This window comes from Stappia sp. (assembly GCF_965276915.1).
Classification (GTDB): Bacteria; Pseudomonadota; Alphaproteobacteria; order Rhizobiales; family Stappiaceae; genus Stappia.
Map to the genome: position 1 here is coordinate 1,342,722 of NZ_OZ255709.1, position 20,186 is coordinate 1,362,907.

Below are 20,186 nucleotides of genomic sequence, written 5' to 3' on the forward strand. Positions count from 1 at the left end.
GCAAGGGGCGCTGGCGGGGCCGAAGGAGAAGGCATGAGAGAACGACATCACCGGGTCCGGCGGCGGCTGTCCGCCGCGCTGGCGCTCGGCCTTGCCATGGCCGTTCCCTTTGCCGGCGCGCATGCACAGGACACGGCGGGCCCCGACTACGCGCGCTTCGTGCCGGCGCTGGTCGAGGGTTATGCGGCTCCGGCGACGGCGGCGCTTGGCGCGCGCCTGCAACTGCTCGGCACTGAAATCGACACAGCCTGCGAGGGCGGCGCGCGCGACGGCTTCGCCGAGGCCTTCCGCGCGGCGGTGGCGGCGCAGGCGCATCTTGCCGTGCTGCGCGCCGGTGCGCTGGCCGACGACAACCGGCTGGAGCGGCTTGCCTTCATCCCCGACGGGCGCGGTGTCGTGCGCCGCCAGGTGACGCGGCTGATCGCGGCGCGCGAGGAAAGCGCGCTGGACGCGCAAAGCCTGCGCGGCAAGAGCGTCGCGCTGCAGGGGCTGACGGCGCTGGAATGGGCCGCCTTTGACGGCGATGGCGACGTGCTGCTGGGCGAGACGGGCGAGGAGGGTGCCTATCGCTGCGCCTATGCCCGCGCGCTGGCCGTGCGGATGACGGCGACGACGGCCGAGGTCGCCAGGACCTTCGCCGAGCCGTCCGGACAGACGGCGCTGCTGCTCTCGGCCGGGCCCGGAAACGCACTCGCCGTGACCCACAAGGAGGCGGCCGGTCATGTCTTCAACGCGCTGATGACCTCGCTGGAACTCGTCCGCGACCAGATGGTCGCCCCGCTGCTGGGCGACGGGCTCGCCTCGGTGCGCGCCGCGCGCGTGCCGTTCTCGCGCTCGCGCTCGAGCATCGCCTACCTGTCCGGCGCGATCCGCGGCCTCAATGACGCGATCCAGGCGGCGGGTTTCGCCGCCGCCGTCGACGATGCGGCCTGGATCGGCAACACGCTCGCTTTCGAGACGGACAATGCCGGGCGGGCGCTTGACGCCGTGCCGGCCGATCTCGAGGCGGCGCTCGCCGACGACGAGGCTTCGGGGCGTCTTGCCTATGTGCACACGATCCTGACGGGCCTGCGCGCCACCCTTGCCGGCGAACTTGCCGGGCATCTCGATTTCCGGGGAGGCTTCAATGCGCTCGACGGGGATTGACCGCCGCCAGCTGCTGCTCGGCACGGGCGCGGGGCTCGCCGCCCTCGCCGCGCGCGGGCCAACCGCCTTCGCGGGCGACATGCTGGCGCTCGATGCGCAGGATCCGCTGTTCGCCGCCGCGCGGCGCGAGGCCGACGGCACCCATTCGGTGGTCGTCACCGGCCTCGACGGCATGACACGGGCGAGGGTGCCGCTGCCGGACCGGGGCCACGACGTGGCCGTCTGCCCGGGCACCGGCCGCTGTCTCGTCTTCGCCCGCCGGCCCGGCACCTTCGCGGTGCTGTTCGATCCGCTGGGGCGCAGCGCGCCTGTGACGGTCACCGCGGTTCCCGGCCGGCACTTCTACGGCCATGGCGCGTTTTCGCCCGACGGCCGGCTGGTCTTTGCCACGGAGAACGACTTCGAGACCTCGCGCGGCGTCATCGGCGTCTACGATCTCTCCGGCGAGACGCCCGTGCGCGTCGGCGAATACTGGTCCGGCGGCATCGGTCCGCACGACATCCTGCCCCTGCCGGACGGCAAGACGCTGGTCGTTGCCAATGGCGGCATCGAGACGCATCCGGACCGCGACCGCGAGAAGCTGAACATCGCCACCATGCGCCCCAACATCGCGCTGATCGACCGGCCGAGCGGCTCCATCCTCGCCACCATCGAGGCGCCGGCGCACCTGCACCGGCTGTCGCTGCGCCACATGGCGACGGGGACGGCCGGCAAGGTGTGGATCGGCGGCCAGTACGAGGGGCCGCGCGACGATGCGCCGCCGCTGATCGCCTCGCTCGACATCGCCAGCGGCCGGCTTGCGATGCATGACGTGCCGGACGACCTGGCTGGGAGGCTCGCCAACTATGTCGGCTCGGTCACGCTCAGCCGCGACGGCGAGGTGGTCGCCGCCTCCTGTCCGCGCGCCGGCAAGGTGCTCTATTTCAAGGCGGCCGACGGCAGCTTCCTGGCCGCCCAGAACCGCGTCGACGCCTGCGGACTGGCACCGCTCGACCAGGGCGCGTTCCTCATCTCCGACGGGCAGGGAGGGCTCAGCGACAGCGCCGATCCGGCCGGCGCGCCGGCCTTGCTGGCGGCCACGCCCGGCGTGGCCTGGGACAATCATCTCGTGGCGCTCGGCCCCGCCTGAACGGGCCGCGAGCCTCAGCCGATATCGGTGAAGTCGACTTCCGCCATCAGGTCGCCGGCAAGGTTTTCCAGCGCGGTGGAGAGATCGCCCGCGGCAAGATCGACCGGCAGCACCATGTCGACCTCGGCGCGGAACATCCGTTCGCCGCTCATCGAGCCGGCATAGACCTCGGTTTCCAGGCTGGTGATGCTGACGCCCTTGGCGGCAAGCACGGCGGAAACGGCATGAACGATGCCGGGATGGTCCTGGCACATGACGGTCATCCGCGCCGCCTGGCCGTGGGTCTCGTTCGCCGCGTCGCTGCGCCTCAGGGTGGTGGTGATGCCGTGCGGGGCAAGCGCGCCGAGCGCAGCCTCGAGAGCCGCGACCCGGCCCTCCGGCACCTCGACCCGGACGATGCCGGCGAACTCGCCGGCAAGCCGCGACATGGAGCTTTCGATCCAGTTGCCCTCGTGCGCGGCAATCACGTCCGCCAATTGCGAGACGAGGCCGGGGCGGTCGTCGGCAAGCGCGGTCAGGACCAGCGATGTCATGGACATGAAGGAGGCTCTCCCGGGTTGTTTTCCGGGAGGTTAGAGCCTTTCAGCGTCCGAGGAAACCGGTCCCTTTTCACGAGGCCTTGCGGTTGCCCGGCATGGTGCGGGTGCGAAAGGCCGCCGTATAGAGCCGGTCGGCGATCTGCGACAGGCGGACGAGCACCTTGACCGGCAGGCGCGCCAGCGGCGGCACCACGTCATGGCAGAAGGCGACCTTGCGGACATAGTCCGGCACATGCCATTCGAACCAGGAAAAGGCCGGAAAATACCCGGTATCGCCGGCACTCAGCACGCGCGTCTCGCCATCCGGGCCGGTGACGGTGACCGAGCCCTCGAGAATGTAGACGGCCTCGTCGCAGCCGAAATACCAGTTGAAGCAGCCGGCCGTGCAGTCCCAGACCGACATCGACGCATAACGGTCGTCGCCCTGTGCCAGCTGCACCGCGCGGGCCTGTGGCTCACCCTCCAGCACCCAGTCCGGGTTGATCGGCGCCGGGTCAAGCTCCAGCCCGTCCAGGCGCGCCAGCGTCAGGCCGGCGGGGGTGCGGTCGGCAAATGTCATTGCGCTGGCGGAGGCGGTCGCCGCGGCGAGTTGCGTCATGAACGATTCTCTCCCTCATTCTTGTTGCAACCGAGGATAAGGCAAAGCGGTGAACATCCGGTTTCCGCGATTGCTAGGATTGCATCTATCTGCCTGAGGCCGCCGGGGTTTTCGCGATGCCCGCCGCTCCGCCGACAGCGTCTGCCGGATTTGGCGCTTGATGCCTCCGGTCGGCTCCACTAGCGTGCCCGGCCAATGACGGCGTCCCGGGAGGGACTGAAAGCGATTCCGGTGCCGATCGACCCATGTCGGGGATCCAGTCCGGAGCTGTCCGAGCGGTTTGGCAGGCGTTGCGCGGGTTGCGCTGCGCCCGGCATGGCGTGCGCGACCGGTTTCTCCCTCTCAAGCGACGCCGATGGTGGCCCGGCATCCGGCCGGCCACGGGCACTGGCCGTCAGGCCGAGAGGGAGCTTTTGAGATGAAACACGAATTTGTCTTCGGCACGGTTTTGACGGAGCGTCCCTCGGATGCATTCGAGGGGGAAGCGTGATGGCCGACATGACGGGCGCGACGGGCGAGAAGCTCGGGCTGATGATCTGCGGCCATGGCAGCCGCAACCGCGGCGCGGTCGGTGAATTCGCGCAGCTTGCCGAACGGCTCAAGGCCCGCTTTCCGGACTGGCCGGTGGAATACGGCTATCTCGAGTTTGCCAACCCGGTGATCAAGGACGGCCTCGACCGGCTGCGCGCGCAGGGCTGCACCCGCATTCTCGCGGTGCCGGGCATGCTGTTCGCCGCCGGCCATGCCAAGAACGACATCCCGTCCGTCCTCAACACCTACCAGGCGCAGAACCCGGGCGTCACCATCACCTATGGCCGGGAGCTCGCCGTCGACACGCGCATGATCCGCGCCGCCGGCGACCGCATCCGCGAGGCGCTGGAGGCGGCGGAGGGCGATGTGCCCCTGCACGAGACGCTGCTGATGGTGATCGGGCGCGGCGCCTCCGATCCCGACGCCAATTCCAATGTCGCCAAGATCACCCGCATGCTGTGGGAAGGCTTCGGCTTCGGCTGGGCGGAGACGGGCTATTCCGGCGTCACCTTCCCGCTGGTGCAGCCGGCGCTGGAGCATGCGGCGAAGCTCGGCTACCGCCGCATCATTGTCTTCCCCTATTTCCTGTTCTCCGGCGTGCTGGTCAGCCGCATCTACAACCACACCGACGAGGTCGCCGCACGGCATCCGGAGATCGAGTTCCTCAAGGCCGGCTATCTCAACGACCATCCGCAGGTGATCGACACGATGGCGGACCGTGTGCAGGAGATCCTGCAGGGCGCCAACCTGATGAACTGCCAGATGTGCAAGTATCGCGAGCAGGTGCTGGGCTTCGAGGAGGATATCGGCCGGCCGCAGGAAAGCCATCACCACCATGTCGAGGGGCTCGGCGCCGATGCCGAGTGCAAGCTCTGCGACGTTACCTGCACCGGTGCCTGCGAGGAACAGGCGGCCGCCGGCCATCACCACGATCATGGCCACGGGCATGGCCACGGACATGGGCATTCTCACGACCATCATCGTGATCACCACCACGATCACGGACATGGCGAGGGCCATTCGCACGGCGATGACCATCACGGGCATTCCCACGGGCATTCCCACGGGCATGACCATCACGATCATCATCACCCGGTCTATCCGCATGCCGACCATCCGCACGGTCCGAAATCCATGCGCAAGTCGGATGGGTGAGCGTGGCACCACGACGGCAAGGATGACGGCGTGAACGCGGGCGATCCCCCCTGTTACGACTACGAGCACGATCCTTCGGCGATCTACCGCCGGTCCTTCGCCATCGTGCGCGGCGAAGCCGATCTGGCGCGCCTGCCGGAAAGCCTGCATCCGGCCGCGATCCGGATGATCCATGCCTGCGGCATGCCGGAGATCGTCGCCGACATCGCCTGGCGCGGCGATGTCGCGGCCGTCGCGGCGAAGGCGCTCGCCGCCGGGGCCCCGGTTCTGGCGGACGTGCGCATGGTCTGCGAGGGGATCATCGCAAAACGTTTGCCGGCTAATAATAGTCTCGTCTGTACGCTCAACGAACCCGGCGTGCCGGATCTGGCGCAGCGGCTGGGCACCACCCGTTCGGCCGCCGCCGTCGATCTTTGGGCGGAGCGGATCGAGGGAGCCGTCGTCGTCATCGGCAACGCGCCGACAGCGCTGTTCCACCTGCTGGAGCGGATCCACCAGGGCTTTCCGAGGCCGGCCGCGATCCTCGGTTTCCCGGTCGGCTTCGTCGGCGCGGCGGAATCGAAGGAGGCGTTGCTGGACAGCCCGCTCGGCATCCCGTGCCTGGTGTTGCGCGGTCGCAAGGGCGGCTCGGCCATCGCCGCCGCGGCGCTCAACGCGCTTGCCGCCGGCGTGCCGGAAGAGACGGCGTCGTGAGCCCGGCGGAGAACCGCGCGTCGGGCGCCCCGGCGCCCTGGCTGACGCTGATCGGCATTGGCGAGGATGGCCTGGACGGTCTGTCCCTGCTGGCTCGCCGGGCGCTGGAGGAGGCAGGGCGGATCTTCGGCGGCACCCGCCACGCGGAGCTGGTGACGGCACTCGGCAAGAGCGTGACGCCCTGGCCCTCTCCCTTCGAGGCCGGCGTCGGGATGCTGCTTGCCGGGCGCGGAACGCCGACCGTGGTGCTCGCCTCCGGCGATCCGATGTGGTTCGGCGTCGGCGCGACGCTGTCGCGCGCACTTGCCCCGCACGAGATGCTGGTTCTGCCGGCGCCGTCCTCCCTGTCGCTCGCCGCCGCAAGGCTCGGCTGGCCGCTGCAGGAGAGCGAGATCCTGTCGCTGCATGGCCGCCCGCTCGATCTTTTGCGCGGCGTGCTCTTTCCCGGCGCCCGCATCCTCTGCCTGACCTCGGGCGCGAATGCCGCGCATGAGATTTCCGACCTGCTCACCGACGAGGGCTACGGGGCCAGCCGGATCACCGTGCTCGAACATCTCGGCGGGCCGCGCGAGCGCATCCTTGCGGCGACGGCGGAGAGCTGGCGCGGGGCCGTGGCGGCGCTGAATGTCGTTGCCATCGAGGCGAAGGCGGTCGCCAACACGCCCTTGCGGGCCCGCGTGCCAGGCCTTGCCGACGACGCCTTCCGCCATGACGGCAAGATCACCAAGCGCGAGATCCGCGCCGTGACGCTTGCCCGGCTGATGCCGGTGCCGGGCGCGCTGCTCTGGGACATCGGCGCGGGATCGGGGGCGGTCGCCATCGAATGGCTGCGCGCCGCGCCGCGCAGTCAGGCCGTCGGACTGGAGCCGGACGACGCCCGCCGGGCCACGGCGCGCGCCAACGCGGCAGCGCTTGGCGTGCCGCATCTGGACCTGCGCGCCGCATCCGCGCCCGACGGGCTTGCCGGCCTGCCCGCGCCGGACGCAATCTTCTTCGGCGGCGGACTGACGGCGCCCGGCGCGCTGGAGGCCGCGCTTGCGGCGCTGAAACCCGGCGGCCGGCTCGTCGCCAACGCGGTGACATTGGAAAGCGAGGCGGTGCTGGCCGCAGCCCATGCCCGCCATGGCGGCGAACTGGCGCGGATCGCCGTCTCACGGGCCGGCCCGGTCGGCGGCATGACCGGCTGGCGGCCCCTGATGCCGGTGACGCAATGGAGCCTCACCCTGCCATGACGAAAACCGGAACCATGACAAAAACCGGAACGCTTTACGGCGTCGGGCTGGGGCCTGGCGATCCGGAGCTGATGACGATGAAGGCGCACCGCCTGATCTCCACGGCGACGGTCGTCGCCTATCCGGCGCCCGACGACGGCGAAAGCTTCGCCCGCTCGATTGCGGCCCATGTCATTCCGCGCGAGGCTCGCGAGATCCCCATTGTCGTGCCGATGCGCGTCGAGCGGTATCCGGCACAATCCGTCTATGACCGGGCGGCGGAGGAGATCGGCGCGGCGCTTTCCGGTGGCGAGGACGTGGTGACCCTGTGCGAGGGCGATCCCTTCTTCTACGGCTCCTTCATGTATCTCTACGAGCGGCTGTCGGGCAGCTATCCTTGCGAGATCGTGCCCGGCGTCACCTCGCTGACGGCCTGTGCCGCACGGCTTGGCCGGCCGCTCACCGCAAGGAACGACGTGCTCACCGTCATTCCCGGCCCGCTTTCGGACGAGGAGATCGCCGCCCGCATCGAGGCGGCGGGTGCGGTCGCCATCATGAAGGTCGGCCGCCACCTGGAGCGGCTGAAGAGGCTGATTTCCGGGCTGGGCCTGCTGGGCCATGCCGGCTATGTGGAGCGGGCGACGCTTGCCAGCGAAAAGGCGATGCCGCTGGCGGAGGTGAATGACGCTTCCGCCCCCTATTTCTCGATGATCCTGATTTACAAGGGAGACGAAGCGTGGATGCTTCCGCCGCAATCCTCGTCCTGACGCCGGCGGCACTCGCCACGGCGCGGCGCATTGCCGCCGCCCTGCCGGGCGCGACCCTGCACGGGCTCGCCCACCGGGTGCCGGGGCTCGACGTCCCCTTTGCCGAGACGCTCAACCATATCCGCGCGCTCTACCAGGCCGGCACGCCGATCATCGGCGTCTGCGCCTCCGGCATCCTCATCCGCGCGCTTGCCGCCGTGATCGAGGACAAGCGCTCCGAGCCGCCGGTGATCGCCGTCTCCGAGGACGGGGAAAGCGTCGTGCCGCTGCTTGGCGGCCACCGTGGCGCGAACTCGCTCGCCCGGCAGGTGGCCGGCGCGCTCGACGCCCACGCCGCGGTGACGACGCAGGGCGACACGGCGCTCGGCGTGGCGCTCGATTCGCCGCCCAAGGGCTGGTGGCTGGCCAATCCGGAGCATGCGAAAGGCGTGATGGCGCGGCTGCTCGCCGGCGAGCCGGTGCGTATCGAAGGATCGGCCTCCTGGTTGACCCGCTCGCGCCTGCCGGTCTCCGACAGCGCGGCGCTCGCCATTGCCGTCACCGAGAAGGCGCGCGCCGCAACGCCGGACACGCTGGTCTATCATCCGCAATGCCTTGTCGTCGGCGTCGGCTGTGCGCGCGGTTGTCCGCCGGAGGAACTGGCCGGGCTTGTCCGCGAGGCGCTGGCCGGGGCAGGGCTCGCCGAAGGTGCGGTGGCGCTGGTCGCCACACTCGATCTCAAGGCCGACGAGCCGGCCGTGCACGCGCTGGGCAGGGCGCTCGGCACGCCGGTGCGGGTGTTTCCGGCAAGCCGGCTGGAGGAGGAGGCAGGGCGTCTTGCCAACCCGTCTGACGTCGTCTTCGCCGAGGTCGGTTGCCATGGCGTCTCGGAAGGTGCGGCACTGGCGGCAAGCGGCACGGATGGCGCGCTGGTCGTGGAAAAGCGCAAGAGCGCCAATGCGACGGTCGCCGTGGCGCGCGCGCCCGCACCCCTCGATCCGGCGGAGATCGGCCGGGCCCGCGGCCGGCTCTCGGTGATCGGCATCGGCCCGGGACGCGACGACTGGCGCACGCCGCAGGCCTCGCGCCTATTGGCCGAGGCCGACGAGGCGGTCGGCTACTCGCTCTATCTCGACATCGTCGCGCCGCTGATCCAGGGCAAGCCGCGCCACGCCTTTCCGCTCGGCGCGGAGGAGGAGCGGGTGCGTTTCGCGCTGGAGCGCGCCGGCGAGGGGCGTTCGGTGGCGCTCGTCTCCTCCGGCGATGCCGGCATCTACGCCATGGGCGCGCTGGTCTACGAACTGCTGCACAGGCCGCAGGAAGAGGGCGGCGTTTCGGATGCGGCAAGGCGCATCGAGGTGGTCAATGCGCCCGGGATCTCGGCCCTGCAGGCGGCCTCCGCCCTTGTCGGCGCGCCGCTCGGCCATGACTTCTGCACCATCTCGCTGTCCGACCTGCTCACCCCCTGGGAGGCGATCGAGCAGCGGCTCAAGGCGGCAGCGCTCGGCGATTTCGTCGTCGCCTTCTACAACCCGGTCTCCAAGCGTCGCCGCACCCAGCTTGCCGCCGCCCGGGAAATCCTTTTGACCGGCCGGCCCGCCGACACGCCCGTGGTGCTCGGTTTCAACCTTGGCCGCGAGGGCGAGACGATCACCGTGACGACGCTGGGCGAGCTTCGCGTCGACGATGTCGACATGCTGACCACGGTGCTGGTCGGTTCGTCCGCCTCGCGCGCGGTGATGACGGGCGCGGGCAGGCCCTTCGTCTACACCCCGCGCGGCTACGCCAAACGCATCGAGGAGAAACTATGACCGTTCATTTCATCGGCGCCGGCCCCGGCGATCCGGACCTCATCACCGTGCGCGGGCTGAAGCTGATCGAGGCCTGTCCGGTCTGCCTCTATGCCGGCTCGCTGGTGCCCGAGGCGATCGTCAAGGCGGCGCCCGAGGGCGCGCGCGTCATCGACACCGCGCCGATGACCCTCGACGAGATCATGGCCGAGATCGAGGCGGCGCATGCGCGCGGCGAGGATGTGGCGCGGGTCCATTCCGGCGACCCCTCGCTCTACGGCGCGATTGCCGAGCAGATCCGCCGGCTGCGCGAAAAGGACATCCCCTTCGACGTGACGCCCGGCGTGCCGGCCTTCGCTGCCGCCGCCGCCGCGCTCGGCCAGGAACTCACCGTGCCGGAGATCGCCCAGACGGTGATCCTCACCCGCACGACGATGAAGTCCTCCGACATGCCGCCCGGCGAGGACCTGGAGACGCTGGGCCGGAGCGGCGCGACGCTCGCCATCCACCTGTCGATCCGCAACCTGCGCGAGATCGAGCGCCAGCTGGTGCCGCTCTACGGTGCGGATTGCCCGGTGGTGGTCGCCTACCGGGTCGGCTGGCCCGACCAGAGCTTCATCCACGGCACGCTGTCCGACATCCGCGAGAAGGTCAGGCTGTCGAAAATCACCCGCACGGCGCTGATCTTCGTCGGCCGAGCGCTGCAGCCGGCGGCGGATTTTCGCGATTCCGCGCTCTACCATGCCGACCACGTGCATGTGCTCAGGCCGAAGAAGAAGAAGGCGAAGGCCGGGGCTTGAGCCGTCTGATCGCGGGTTCCTGATCGCAGGCGGCGGCGCGCCCCTTTTCACACCCTGTCGATCAGGTGAATATAGGAACCCATGACGCGGCCGACGCGCAGGCCGACATCGCCGATGAGCGTGCCGGCCGCGTCGCGGGCCTCGAACAGGCGGCTCGCCTCGCCCTCCCGCACCAGCGTCGAATAATGGAACTCGTGGCCGGTGAGCCGTCCCTGCCAGGGCGCGCCGGCATGGGCGAGGAGCCGGCGATAGCCCAGGTGCCGCTTGCGCGTTGAAAAGCTCGTTTCCAGCGGCAGCAGGCCGAGCATGGCATGACGGATGCCTTGCGCGTCGACCAGCTCGTCGCCGAGCACCATGTAGCCGCCGCATTCCCCGTAGACCAGCGCCCCGCGCGCCGCCGCCGCGTGCATGCCGGCCCGGAACGTGGAGGCCGCCGCGATCCGGCCTGCGTGCAGCTCCGGATAGCCGCCGGGCAGATAGACGGCATCGGCGTCGCTGTCGGGCCCCTCGTCGGCAAGCGGCGAGAAGAACGTGATTTCGGCGCCCTGCGCCCGCCAGCCCTCGAGCAGGTGCGGATAGGAAAAGGCGAAGGCGATATCGCGGGCGATGGCGACACGCTGGCCGGGCGGCGACAGCGTCGAGGCCTCGCCGGCGGCAGGAACCGGGCGGGCCAGCCGGATCAGTGCGTCGAGGTCGCAGGAGGCCTCGAGGCGCTCCGCCGCGCGGTCGAGAAAGGCGGCAAGATCGCCATGTTCGCCCGCCTGCACCAGACCGAGATGGCGTTCGGGCAGGTCCAGCGCCGCATCGCGGGCGATGGCGCCGAGGACCGGCATGCCGATTTCCCCGAGTGCGGCGCGCAGCATCGTCTCGTGCCGGGGGCTTCCGGTCCGGTTGAGGATCACTCCGGCGACATCGATGTCGGTGCGGTGGTCGCGAAAACCGCGCACCAGCGCCGCCACCGACTGCGATTGCTTCGCCGCGTCGACGACAAGCATCACCGGCAGCGACAGGCGCGCGGCAAGGTCGGCGGTCGAGCCGCTGCCGTCGGCGGCCCCGTCGAACAGCCCCATCACGCCTTCGATGACGACCATATCGGCCTCCACCGCCTGCCGTGCGGCAAGCCGGTCGAGCAATTCGCCGCGCATGGCGAAGGGGTCGAGATTGACGCAAGGCCGGCCGCTGGCGGCGGCGTGGAAGGCGGGGTCGATATAGTCCGGTCCGGTCTTGCCGCTGGCAACGCGCAGGCCGCGGCGCGCCAGCGCGCGCAACAGCGCCAGCGTCAGCACCGTCTTGCCGGCGCCCGAGGAGGGGGCGGCCACGACAAGGCCTGAGCCGCAGCCTGTGCTCATCCGGTCACGGATGTCCGCTGACCCAGGCCCAGCGGGTCGGCGACCAGCTCGCGACCGGCGAGTGCGCCGAGCCAGTCGAGACCGGCGCGCAGGCGCACCACCTCGCCGACGCACACGATCGCCGGCGGTTCCAGCCCGGCCTCCGCCGCATCCCGCGCGGCCGTTCCGAGTGTCGTCTCGAGCACTTTCTGGGTGGGCAGCGAGGCGTCGCAGACGATGGCGACCGGTTCGCTCTCCTTGCGTCCGCCGGCAAGCAGCTTGGAGGAAATCAGCTCAATGTGCTTCATCGCCATGTACATGACGATCACCGGCGAGCCGCGCGCGACCGCCTCCCAGTCGATGGCCGAGGGGGTCAGGCCGGTCTGGTCGTGGCCGGTGAGGAAGGTGACCACCTGGTTGGTGTCGCGGTGGGTTGCCGGGATGCCGGCATAGGCGAGCCCGCCGATGCCGGCGGTGATCCCGGGAATGATTCGGAAGGGCACGCCTTGCGAGACCAGCGTCAGCGCTTCCTCGCCGCCGCGTCCGAAGACGAAGGGATCGCCGCCCTTCAGCCGCAGCACCCGCTTGCCGGCCCTGGCATGCTCGATGAGCTTCAGCGAGATGTCGCGCTGCTTCGGGCTCGGCTTGCCGCCGCGCTTGCCGGCATAGTCGATCACGGCATCGGGCCGGGCCAGCGCCAGGATCGAGGTGTCGACCAGCGCGTCGTAGACGATGACGTCCGCCTGGCGCAGGCCGTTGATCACATGCAGCGTCAAGAGGCCGGGATCGCCGGGGCCCGCGCCCGCCAGCCAGACCCAGCCGGGTTCGAAGGCGGGCAGGGAAAAGTCGGCAGGCAGCAGCCCGGCCAGCGGTGCGCCATGCGGTGCCGCAGCTTCGGTTCCGGCGTGCTTTTCGGTATCGGTCGTGTCTCTCATGCTGGCCTTTTTGTACGCCGCCGTGGCGGTCCAGCCAAGGTTGCATTGCGTCCGGCGCTATTGGAATTGCGACCTGGCGGCGCGCGCACCTATAGTCGCGCCCATGAACGCGGGAAAAACCGAACGAAAGCAGCCGTCCGAGCTGCGCCGGGGCTGGACCACCGGAACCTGCGCCAGCGCCGCCGCGAAGGCGGCCTACGAGGCGTTGCTGACCGGTGCGTTTCCCGATCCCGTCGAGGTCAGCCTGCCGAAGGGGGAGCGCCCCGCTTTCGCGCTGGCGCGCGAGGAACTGGGGGGGGATTTCGCCCGCGCCGGCATCGTCAAGGACGCGGGTGACGATCCCGACGTCACCCACGGAGCGCTGGTGATCGCCACGGTGCGCAAGACGGGCGAGGGCACCGGCGTCAGCTTCCGCGCCGGCGAGGGGGTCGGCACGGTGACGCTGGCCGGCCTGCCGGTGCCGCCCGGGGAGCCGGCCATCAATCCGGTGCCGCGCGAGATGATTCGCAAGGCGATCGCCGAAGTGGCGCAGCGCTTCGGCGCCAGCGGCGACGTGGAGGTGGAGATTTCCATCCCCGGCGGCGAGGAGATCTCCCGGCGCACCATGAACCCGCGCCTGGGCATTCTCGGCGGCCTGTCGATCCTCGGCACCACGGGCATCGTGCGCCCCTTCTCCTGCGCCGCCTGGATCGCCTCGATCCATCGCGGCGTCGACGTGGCGCGCGCCGCCGGGCTCGTCCATGTGGTCGGCGCCACCGGATCGACGTCGGAGGCCGCCGCCCTTGCCCGTCATCCGCACCTCAGCGAAATGGCGTGCCTCGACATGGGCGACTTCGCCGGCGGGTTGCTCAAGTATCTGCGCGCCCATCCCCTGCCGCGGCTGACGATGGCCGGCGGCTTTGCCAAATTCGTCAAGCTGGCGCAGGGCGCGCTCGACCTGCATTCGGCCCGCAGCCAGGTGGATTTCGAGGGCCTGGCCGGCATCATTGCGGATGCCGGGGCCTCGCCGGCGCTGGTTGATGCCGCGCGCCATGCCAATACGGCCAAGGAAGTGCTCGACCGCGCCGGGGCGGAAGGCATCGACGTTGCCGCCTGCGTGGCGCGCGCCGCAAAGACGCAGATCCGCACCGTGCTGCGCGACGCGAAGATCGATGTCGAGGTGCTGCTGGTCGACCGGGCCGGCACCGTCGTCGCGCATGAGCCGTTCGATGCGGAGGCCGCCGCATGAGCGGGCCGCTTGTCCTGCTGGTGCTCGGCGGCACGGGAGACGCGCGCGCGCTCGCCCGGCGGCTGGCCGCCGATCCGCGCTTTCAGGCAAGCGTGTCGTTGGCCGGCGCGGTCGAGCGGCCCGACGCCTATGCGCTTCCCGTGAGGACCGGCGGCTTTGGCGGGGCGCAAGGGCTGGCGCGGTTCCTGAAGGAGACCGGCGTCGCGGGCCTGGTCGACGCAACCCATCCCTTCGCCGCCCGCATCTCGGCGAACGCGGTGGCTGCCGCCGAGGAGGCCGGCGTTCCGCTGCTGCGACTGGAGCGGCCGCCCTGGCGTTCCTCTTCGGGCGACGACTGGCGCGAGGTCGATGATCTCGACGCGGCGGCGGCGGCGCTGCCGCAAGGCGCGCGGCCCTTTCTGGCGGTCGGGCGCAAGGAGATTGCCCGCTTTGCCGGGCGCAGCGATCTCGACTGCCTGATGCGGATGATCGATCCGCCCGGGCAGGACGTGCCGCTGCCCGGCGGGCGGCTGGTGCTGGCGCGGCCCTCGGACGATGTCGACACGGAGGCTGCCCTGCTGGAAAGCCACGGCACCACCCATGTCGTTGCCAAGAACAGCGGCGGGCGCTGGGGCGCGGCGAAGCTTGTCGCGGCGCGCCGGCTCGGCCTGCCGGTGATCATGCTGCGCCGGCCCGAACCCGGAATGGCGGGCGCAGGCGCGGGCGAGAGGGTCGAGGACGTCGCGGCGGCGATGGCCTGGCTGGAGCTGCTGGCCGGCAGGGCGGCGTCAGCCTGACGGTTGCCTGCCGCCCGTGAGCCTGAGCCACAGGATTTTCCACAAGTAGCGGAAGACGCCGGACGTGTAGCGCTTTCCAAGGCGGCGAGGCTCCTGCAGGAAGCGGAAGATCCATTCGAGGCCGAAGCGGCGCATCGTGCCCGGTGCGCGTACCACCTCGCCGGCGGTGAAGTCGAACAGCGCGCCGACCCCGAGCGCCAGCGGCACCTCGAGATGCGGGAACAGCCGGTCGATCAGGTATTCCTGCTTGGGATTGCCCATCGCGACGAGCAGGATGTCCGGGCTCGCGGCATTGATCGCGGCGGCAATCCCGGCCTCGTCGTCAGGGCTGAAATAGCCGTCGCGCCAGCCGCAGATCTCGATGGCGGGATAGCGGTCCGTGAAGGTCGTGGCCGCCTTTTCCACGACATGGGGATGGGCGCCAAGAAGGTAGAGGCGGGTACCGGCCGGCGCGGCGGAAAGCAGCGCGGGGATGAAATCGGTGCCGTTGAGATTGTCGGGAAAGCCCGTGCCGGAGAGCACGCGAGCGCCGATTTCCGCGCCGATCCCGTCATTGAGCACCAGAAAGCGCGACAGCGTCCGGGCATAGGCGGCATCGTCCATGGCCAGCAGCAGCCCGTGCGCATTGGCGAAGGCGACGGCGCGCCTTTGCCGCCGCGCGACATGATCGAGAAGCAGCGCAACGGCCGCCTCCCGTGACAGGCGGGCAAGCTCGACCGGTCCGATTCTCACCGGTTCGCTGGTCGCTCCGGCGCGGGAATCCCGGGCTTGGGGCGCTGGCGCTTGCTCGCTCATGGTTGCTGCTTCCGATCCGGTAGGGCAAGGGAATGGACGGTTTCTACTCAATGGGCCGCGAATGTAGGGCAAGCGCCTCTCGAAATGGTGAACAGGTGCCTAACCGGTGATGCGATATCGGGAAAGGCAAGGGCCGGTTTTGGGGAAATGTTAACCATGAACGGTGACACTCCAAAGCGCCGGAGCATGTGGCGGCGGGATGCCGCCGCGATGCCGGACACGGTGTGATCGGGCCGCAACGACCCCGGCGCCGGACAGGAAGATCGGTTCTCGAGCATGATAGACATCTACCAGATCCCCGGGATTCTCAAGAAGCGCATCGTCTGGCTGATCGTGCTGCCCCTCGTCTTCGTGACCCTGGCAATGGCGTTTCTTGCGATGCGCACGCCGGTCTACCGGGCGATGGCCGAGATGCTGATCGAGCCGCAGGGCCTGCAGATCGTCGGCAACGACATCGTCGCGCGCGAGGGCGGCGACACCTTGCAGCGCCTGTCCATCGACAGCCAGGCCTATGTGATCCTGTCGAACGCGGTGCTCAACGAGGTCATCGAGAAGCTGGACCTGGAAAGCGACCCTGCCATCACCAAGCCGATCGGCCCGGGCCGGGTCGCCCGCCTGCTGGGCAGGAGCGCTCCCGAGCCGACCGCCGACGACATCCGCGCCGCCGCCGTTGCCGGCCTGCGCGAGAGCCTGCAGGCGATCCGCATCGAGAAGGCCTTCGTTTTCAACATCTACGCCAGCCATCCGGACCGCTTCAAGGCGGCCGCCATCGCCAACGAGGCGGCGCGCACCTATCTCGACGAGGCGCGCCGTTCGCGCGCCGACACGACCCTGCGCGCCAGTGTCTCGCTGCAGTCGCAGGCGGAGGACCTGCGCCGCCGCCTCGAGATCGCCGAGGCGGCGGTCGAGACCTTCCGCGCGGAAAACGGCCTGATCAGCACCGGCCAGCGCGGGCTGGTCGTCGACCAGCAGCTCCAGGACGTCAACACCCAGCTGACCCAGGCCCGCCTGGACCTGGAAAAGGCGAAGGCGAATGCGGACCTTCTCGCCAACCTGACGGTCACCGACATCGAGGCCGGCGGCCTGCCGACCAACCTGCAGACCACCACGCTCGGCACGCTCCGGGTTCAGTATGCGCGCGCCGCCGAGCGCGAGGCACAGGCCGCGACGACGCTCGGCGCCAACCACCCGCAACTGCGCGAGTTGCGCTCGCAGCTCGACAACACGCGCCGCCAGATCGCCGACGAACTGGCCCGCGTGCGCCGCTCTGTGACCAGCGAGGCCCAGCGCGCCGAGGCCAATGTCGTCGCGCTGGAAGAGGAATCGCGCCGCCTTGCGTCCTCCAATGTCAGCCAGGGCAAGTCGCAGATCCGCCTGCGCCAGCTGGAGAGCGAGGCGGAATCGCTGAACGCCGTCTACAAGTCCTTCCTGAGCCGCGCCAAGGAGCTGCAGGAACAGCAGGAAATCGACACGTCCAATTCGCGCATCATCTCGCGCGCGGTGGCGCCGCTGTCGCCGACCGGCCCCTCGAGCATCATCGTTCTGCTCGCCGCCGGTTTCTTCGGCTTCTCGCTGGCCGCCGCCGGCAGCGTCGGCTGGGAGATGGTCAACGGCAAGCTGGGATCGGAGCGCGAGCTCGTCGAGCGGACCGGGGTGCCGCTGATCGCCAGCCTGAGCGCGCCCGGACGCCCCCTGTCGGCCCGGCGCCTGGCGCGGCTGCTGCCGGGCGCGGGAGACCCGGCCGAGGCGGCCGAGCGCCAGCTCGCCGTCGCCCGCATCGCCTACGCCCTGCGTCACGCATTCGAGAACGAACGCCCGGCTCATGTTCTCGTCCTCTCCTCGGGCGACGCTGCGGGGGTCTCCCCGCTGACCAGGGCGATCGCCGCCGGCCTCTACGACATGGGCGAGGACGTTCTGCTGGCGCATATGGACGAAGGCGGCTCCGCCGCAGCCACCCGCCAGGTGCCTGCGGAACCGGAGCAGCTCGCCTCGCCGGCGCGCAGCCGCCTGTCGAGCCTGCGTCGCGAGGCGCAGCCTCTTGCCGAGCCGGCCGCGACGCGGCGTGCCGCGCCCGCGAGCCCCTTCGCCGTCGAGCGCCTGGACGGGCGCGGCGGTGCGGTGCCGGGTCTGCGCGAGGCGGAGGACGACGAGTTCCTCGTCATCGACGGCGGCTCGGCGCTTTCCAATCCCTATCTGCCGATGCTGCTCGGCTATTGCGACGCGATCGTGCTGGTGTCCGGTGTCGGCGAGACTTCGCGCCGCGATCTCGACCGGACCCTGGCGCTGCTGCAGCCCTGGCAGGACCGGATGATCGGCAATGTGGCACTCGCGGCCTGAGGCGCTTGCAGCGCCCCGCACGGCCGGCCTGCCGGCCCGGCACCGCCCTTTCGAGGTGCGGCCGGAGCCCTATGACCTGTGGTTGAAGGCGGTCGTTGCCGTCGTGCTCGGCGGGCTTGTCTTCAATTTCTTCCTGGCCTTCGTCAACACCCGCCTGTTCGGTATCTCCGCCAGCCACGTGATGCTGCTGGAGGTGATCCTGATCGGCATCGGCCTGATGCTCGCGATTGATCGGCGCGTCGATCTCTATGTCGTGCTGATGATCTATCTGGCCTATATGGCGATGATCCTGGCGCTGCGTCCGGAACTCGACCTGAAGGCGATCCGCGACGGGCTGATCCCCATCGTGTTCTATTTTCTCGGTCGCGGCATCCGCGATATCGAGACCGCCGACCGGCTCGTGCTCGGCTGCGCCGGGATCGTCATCGGCGTCGGGCTCTTCGAGTATTTCCTGCTCGATCTCTTCGTCGCCAACGTCAACATCAACGACTACTACGTCGCCCGCGGCACCATCCAGCAGGGCGACAATTTCAACGAGGGTTCGAGCCTGTTCATCAGCGGCATCCGGCCGGAGGGACGCAACTTCTTCCCCTTTCTCGGCCAGCACCGGGTTTCCTCGGTGTTTCTGGAGCCGGTGTCGATGGGCAATTTCGGCGCGTTCCTGGGCATGTGGGCGCTGTTTCGCAAGGACATGGCGCGGCGCAAGCTGCTCTTTGCCGCCGCAGCGACGGTGATCATCCTGGGCGACGCGCGTTTCGGCCTGTTCGTCTGTTTCGGCTTCGGGGCGGCCTTCGTCGTCCACCGCTTCGTGCCGCGCGTCCTGTGGTGGCTGCTGCCGGCGCTGGTGATCGTCAGCCTCGTGATCTACGGCAGCTGGACGACGCGGCTGAGCTGGGAGGACGACCTGGGCGGCCGCTGGTTCCATGCCGCGCGCCTGTTCCTGAAGCTCGACCTTGCGGGCATTTTCGGCATCTCGGCCATCGACACGTTTCTCGACGACAACGGCTATGCCTACACGCTGCACCAGTTCGGCCTGATCGGCGTCGCCGGATTGTGGTCGCTGTTCATCTTCGCCAGGACGCGCTCTGTCGATGCCTGGCGCTTCCGGGCGCTGGTCGCGACCTATATCTGCCTGCTGATGGTGGTCTCGAATTCCCTGTACTCGATCAAGACCGCCGCGCTGCTGTGGCTGTGCGTGGGGGCTGTCGACGTCTGGCCGGGCTTTGCCCGCAAGGCCCCGCCGCAGTCGCAGCCGCGCGAAGCGCGCCAGCCCGCTCAGCGGCCGGTGACGTCCCGGTAGAGATCCTCGTAGCGCCGCGCGGTGCCGGCCCAGGAGTAGGCGTCGGCGACGCCCATCACCTGTGCGCGCACGGCGGCGGGCGCCTTCACCAGGGCCGCATGGGCTTTCTCGATCAGGCGCGCGGTCGTGGCCGGGTCGGTGAAATCGCACAAGGATATGCCCTCATGTCTGGCCGCGAAGGCGGAGAAGGCGGCGTTGCGCTGCACCACCGGCGTCAGGCCGGCGCTCATCGCCTCGATCAGCGCGATGCCGAAACCCTCGTAGGCGGAGGCGCTGACGAACAGGCTGTTGCGCGCCAGGATGTCCCGGATCTGCGCGTCGGACGGGCCGATATGCAGCTGGACCTTCTCCGTGAGCCCGCGCGCGGCGATCATCCGCGTCACGTCTTCCGCGCTCCAGTCGAACGGGGTGCCGATAATGTCGAGTGTCCAGCTGTCGTCGCGCGCGCTCAGGTCCGCCATCGCGTCGAGCAACAGGTCGACCCGCTTGTTGATCGCCAGCCGGCCAATGGTGACGAGGCTGCGGCGCGGAACGCCGGAGCCGCAATCCCCGAACTTGCCGAGGTCGACCCCGTTTTCGATCAGCCGCACCTTCGACGGCGCGATCTCCGAGAATTTTTCATAGTCGCTCTGGCTGCAGCAGGCGACGGCGCTGTAGCGGTTGGCAGTCAGCCGGGTCACGGTGCGGAACCAGATCTGCTTGAGAAGGCGGTAGTCCTGGCTGTGAAAGAAACCGCCATGGGTGGTGGCGACCATCGGCTTGCCGTGGAACGGCGCGGCGAAGGCGAGTGCATCGAAGAAGAAGTCGACCGCATGCACATGAACGAGATCCGCGTCGCGGATCGCCGACAGGATGCGGGGCGACACGGGATAGCGCGGCGAGCCGAAATAGGGCAGCCGCTCGATCTCGATCCCGTCGATCACCTCATGCGCCGGCAGCTTGCCGTCGGCGCCGCGAAACACCTCGTCGCAGGTGACGATGCGGATGCGCTTGAACCGGTCCTTCTGGCGCGCGGCGAGGCTGGCGACGAAATCCTCCAGCCCGCCGATGCTCGGCTTGTACTGGCGCACCACATGCACCAGCGTGTCGCCGGCAAAGACCGGCTCCGGTCCGGCCGCGTCGCTGTCCAGGGGCTCGTTCCCGTGCATC

General features: G+C 69.7%; 18 protein-coding genes. 12 read left to right on the forward strand and 6 right to left on the reverse strand.

All coding sequences use genetic code 11. The features are described from left to right. Nucleotides 1-33 precede the first annotated feature (33 nt). Nucleotides 34-1,146 carry an imelysin family protein gene (locus ACQY46_RS06295; protein WP_428699415.1) on the forward strand — a complete coding sequence of 371 codons (1,113 nt, stop codon included), beginning with the start codon at nt 34-36 and terminating at the stop codon, nt 1,144-1,146. Beyond that, nucleotides 1,127-2,275: a DUF1513 domain-containing protein gene (locus tag ACQY46_RS06300; protein ID WP_428699416.1), complete on the forward strand. Its 1,149-nt coding sequence runs from the start codon at nt 1,127-1,129 to the stop codon at nt 2,273-2,275. The genes ACQY46_RS06295 and ACQY46_RS06300 overlap by 20 nt, the downstream gene beginning before the upstream one ends. A 14-nt stretch (nt 2,276-2,289) precedes the next feature. Here the strand turns inward: ACQY46_RS06300 and ACQY46_RS06305 are convergent, their stop codons facing one another. Continuing rightward, nucleotides 2,290-2,814 (reverse strand): glycine cleavage system protein R, encoded by a 525-nt coding sequence (locus ACQY46_RS06305; protein ID WP_428699417.1) that lies wholly within the window; start codon nt 2,812-2,814, stop codon nt 2,290-2,292. 70 nt (nt 2,815-2,884) lie between these two features. Next, a complete protein-coding gene (locus tag ACQY46_RS06310) occupies nt 2,885-3,412 on the reverse strand; it encodes a cupin domain-containing protein (RefSeq protein ID WP_428699418.1) in 528 nt (175 codons plus the stop codon). Between the two features lie 498 nt (nt 3,413-3,910). Between ACQY46_RS06310 and ACQY46_RS06315 the strand changes: the two genes are divergently transcribed. From ACQY46_RS06315 to cobM, 6 genes are read left to right on the forward strand one after another with little or no spacing between them, the layout of a single operon-like run. Further along, nucleotides 3,911-5,098 (forward strand): sirohydrochlorin chelatase, encoded by a 1,188-nt coding sequence (locus ACQY46_RS06315; RefSeq protein WP_428700424.1) that lies wholly within the window; start codon nt 3,911-3,913, stop codon nt 5,096-5,098. A gap of 30 nt (nt 5,099-5,128) precedes the next feature. Continuing rightward, nucleotides 5,129-5,791 (forward strand): precorrin-8X methylmutase, encoded by a 663-nt coding sequence (locus tag ACQY46_RS06320; protein ID WP_428699419.1) that lies wholly within the window; start codon nt 5,129-5,131, stop codon nt 5,789-5,791. After that, nucleotides 5,788-7,023 (forward strand): precorrin-6y C5,15-methyltransferase (decarboxylating) subunit CbiE, encoded by a 1,236-nt coding sequence (gene cbiE, locus ACQY46_RS06325; RefSeq protein ID WP_428699420.1) that lies wholly within the window; start codon nt 5,788-5,790, stop codon nt 7,021-7,023. The genes ACQY46_RS06320 and cbiE overlap by 4 nt, the downstream gene beginning before the upstream one ends. A gap of 14 nt (nt 7,024-7,037) precedes the next feature. Next, the gene (cobI, locus tag ACQY46_RS06330; protein ID WP_428699421.1) at nt 7,038-7,769 is read left to right on the forward strand and encodes a precorrin-2 C(20)-methyltransferase; all 732 of its coding nucleotides are present in this window, start codon (nt 7,038-7,040) and stop codon (nt 7,767-7,769) included. Then, nucleotides 7,739-9,559: a precorrin-3B C(17)-methyltransferase gene (gene cobJ, locus ACQY46_RS06335; RefSeq protein ID WP_428699422.1), complete on the forward strand. Its 1,821-nt coding sequence runs from the start codon at nt 7,739-7,741 to the stop codon at nt 9,557-9,559. Before cobI ends, cobJ begins: the two co-directional genes overlap by 31 nt. After that, nucleotides 9,556-10,338: a precorrin-4 C(11)-methyltransferase gene (cobM, locus tag ACQY46_RS06340; RefSeq protein ID WP_428699423.1), complete on the forward strand. Its 783-nt coding sequence runs from the start codon at nt 9,556-9,558 to the stop codon at nt 10,336-10,338. Before cobJ ends, cobM begins: the two co-directional genes overlap by 4 nt. A gap of 47 nt (nt 10,339-10,385) precedes the next feature. Here the strand turns inward: cobM and ACQY46_RS06345 are convergent, their stop codons facing one another. Then, on the reverse strand, nt 10,386-11,687 hold the full coding sequence (locus tag ACQY46_RS06345; protein ID WP_428699424.1) for a cobyrinate a,c-diamide synthase: 1,302 nt from the start codon (nt 11,685-11,687) through the stop codon (nt 10,386-10,388). Further along, on the reverse strand, nt 11,684-12,601 hold the full coding sequence (gene cobA, locus ACQY46_RS06350; protein ID WP_428699425.1) for a uroporphyrinogen-III C-methyltransferase: 918 nt from the start codon (nt 12,599-12,601) through the stop codon (nt 11,684-11,686). The genes ACQY46_RS06345 and cobA overlap by 4 nt, the downstream gene beginning before the upstream one ends. 103 nt (nt 12,602-12,704) lie before the next feature. Here cobA and ACQY46_RS06355 point away from each other — a divergent pair, with 103 nt between their 5' ends. Together ACQY46_RS06355 and ACQY46_RS06360 are read left to right on the forward strand one after the other, a co-directional pair. Further along, nucleotides 12,705-13,829 carry a cobalt-precorrin-5B (C(1))-methyltransferase gene (locus ACQY46_RS06355; protein WP_428699426.1) on the forward strand — a complete coding sequence of 375 codons (1,125 nt, stop codon included), beginning with the start codon at nt 12,705-12,707 and terminating at the stop codon, nt 13,827-13,829. Then, nucleotides 13,826-14,605 (forward strand): cobalt-precorrin-6A reductase, encoded by a 780-nt coding sequence (locus tag ACQY46_RS06360; protein ID WP_428699427.1) that lies wholly within the window; start codon nt 13,826-13,828, stop codon nt 14,603-14,605. The genes ACQY46_RS06355 and ACQY46_RS06360 overlap by 4 nt, the downstream gene beginning before the upstream one ends. Here ACQY46_RS06360 and ACQY46_RS06365 read toward each other — a convergent pair. Beyond that, nucleotides 14,597-15,400: a WecB/TagA/CpsF family glycosyltransferase gene (locus ACQY46_RS06365; protein WP_428699428.1), complete on the reverse strand. Its 804-nt coding sequence runs from the start codon at nt 15,398-15,400 to the stop codon at nt 14,597-14,599. The genes ACQY46_RS06360 and ACQY46_RS06365 overlap by 9 nt on opposite strands. A gap of 276 nt (nt 15,401-15,676) precedes the next feature. Here ACQY46_RS06365 and ACQY46_RS06370 point away from each other — a divergent pair, with 276 nt between their 5' ends. Together ACQY46_RS06370 and ACQY46_RS06375 are read left to right on the forward strand one after the other, a co-directional pair. Next, nucleotides 15,677-17,737, forward strand: a complete 2,061-nt coding sequence (locus tag ACQY46_RS06370) for a GumC family protein (protein WP_428699429.1) — start codon at nt 15,677-15,679, stop codon at nt 17,735-17,737. Beyond that, the gene (locus tag ACQY46_RS06375; RefSeq protein WP_428699430.1) at nt 17,718-19,037 is read left to right on the forward strand and encodes a UDP-phosphate alpha N-acetylglucosaminyltransferase; all 1,320 of its coding nucleotides are present in this window, start codon (nt 17,718-17,720) and stop codon (nt 19,035-19,037) included. The genes ACQY46_RS06370 and ACQY46_RS06375 overlap by 20 nt, the downstream gene beginning before the upstream one ends. Here the strand turns inward: ACQY46_RS06375 and ACQY46_RS06380 are convergent. Beyond that, nucleotides 19,013-20,185: a glycosyltransferase family 4 protein gene (locus ACQY46_RS06380; protein ID WP_428700425.1), complete on the reverse strand. Its 1,173-nt coding sequence runs from the start codon at nt 20,183-20,185 to the stop codon at nt 19,013-19,015. The genes ACQY46_RS06375 and ACQY46_RS06380 overlap by 25 nt on opposite strands. Nucleotide 20,186 lies beyond the last annotated feature (1 nt).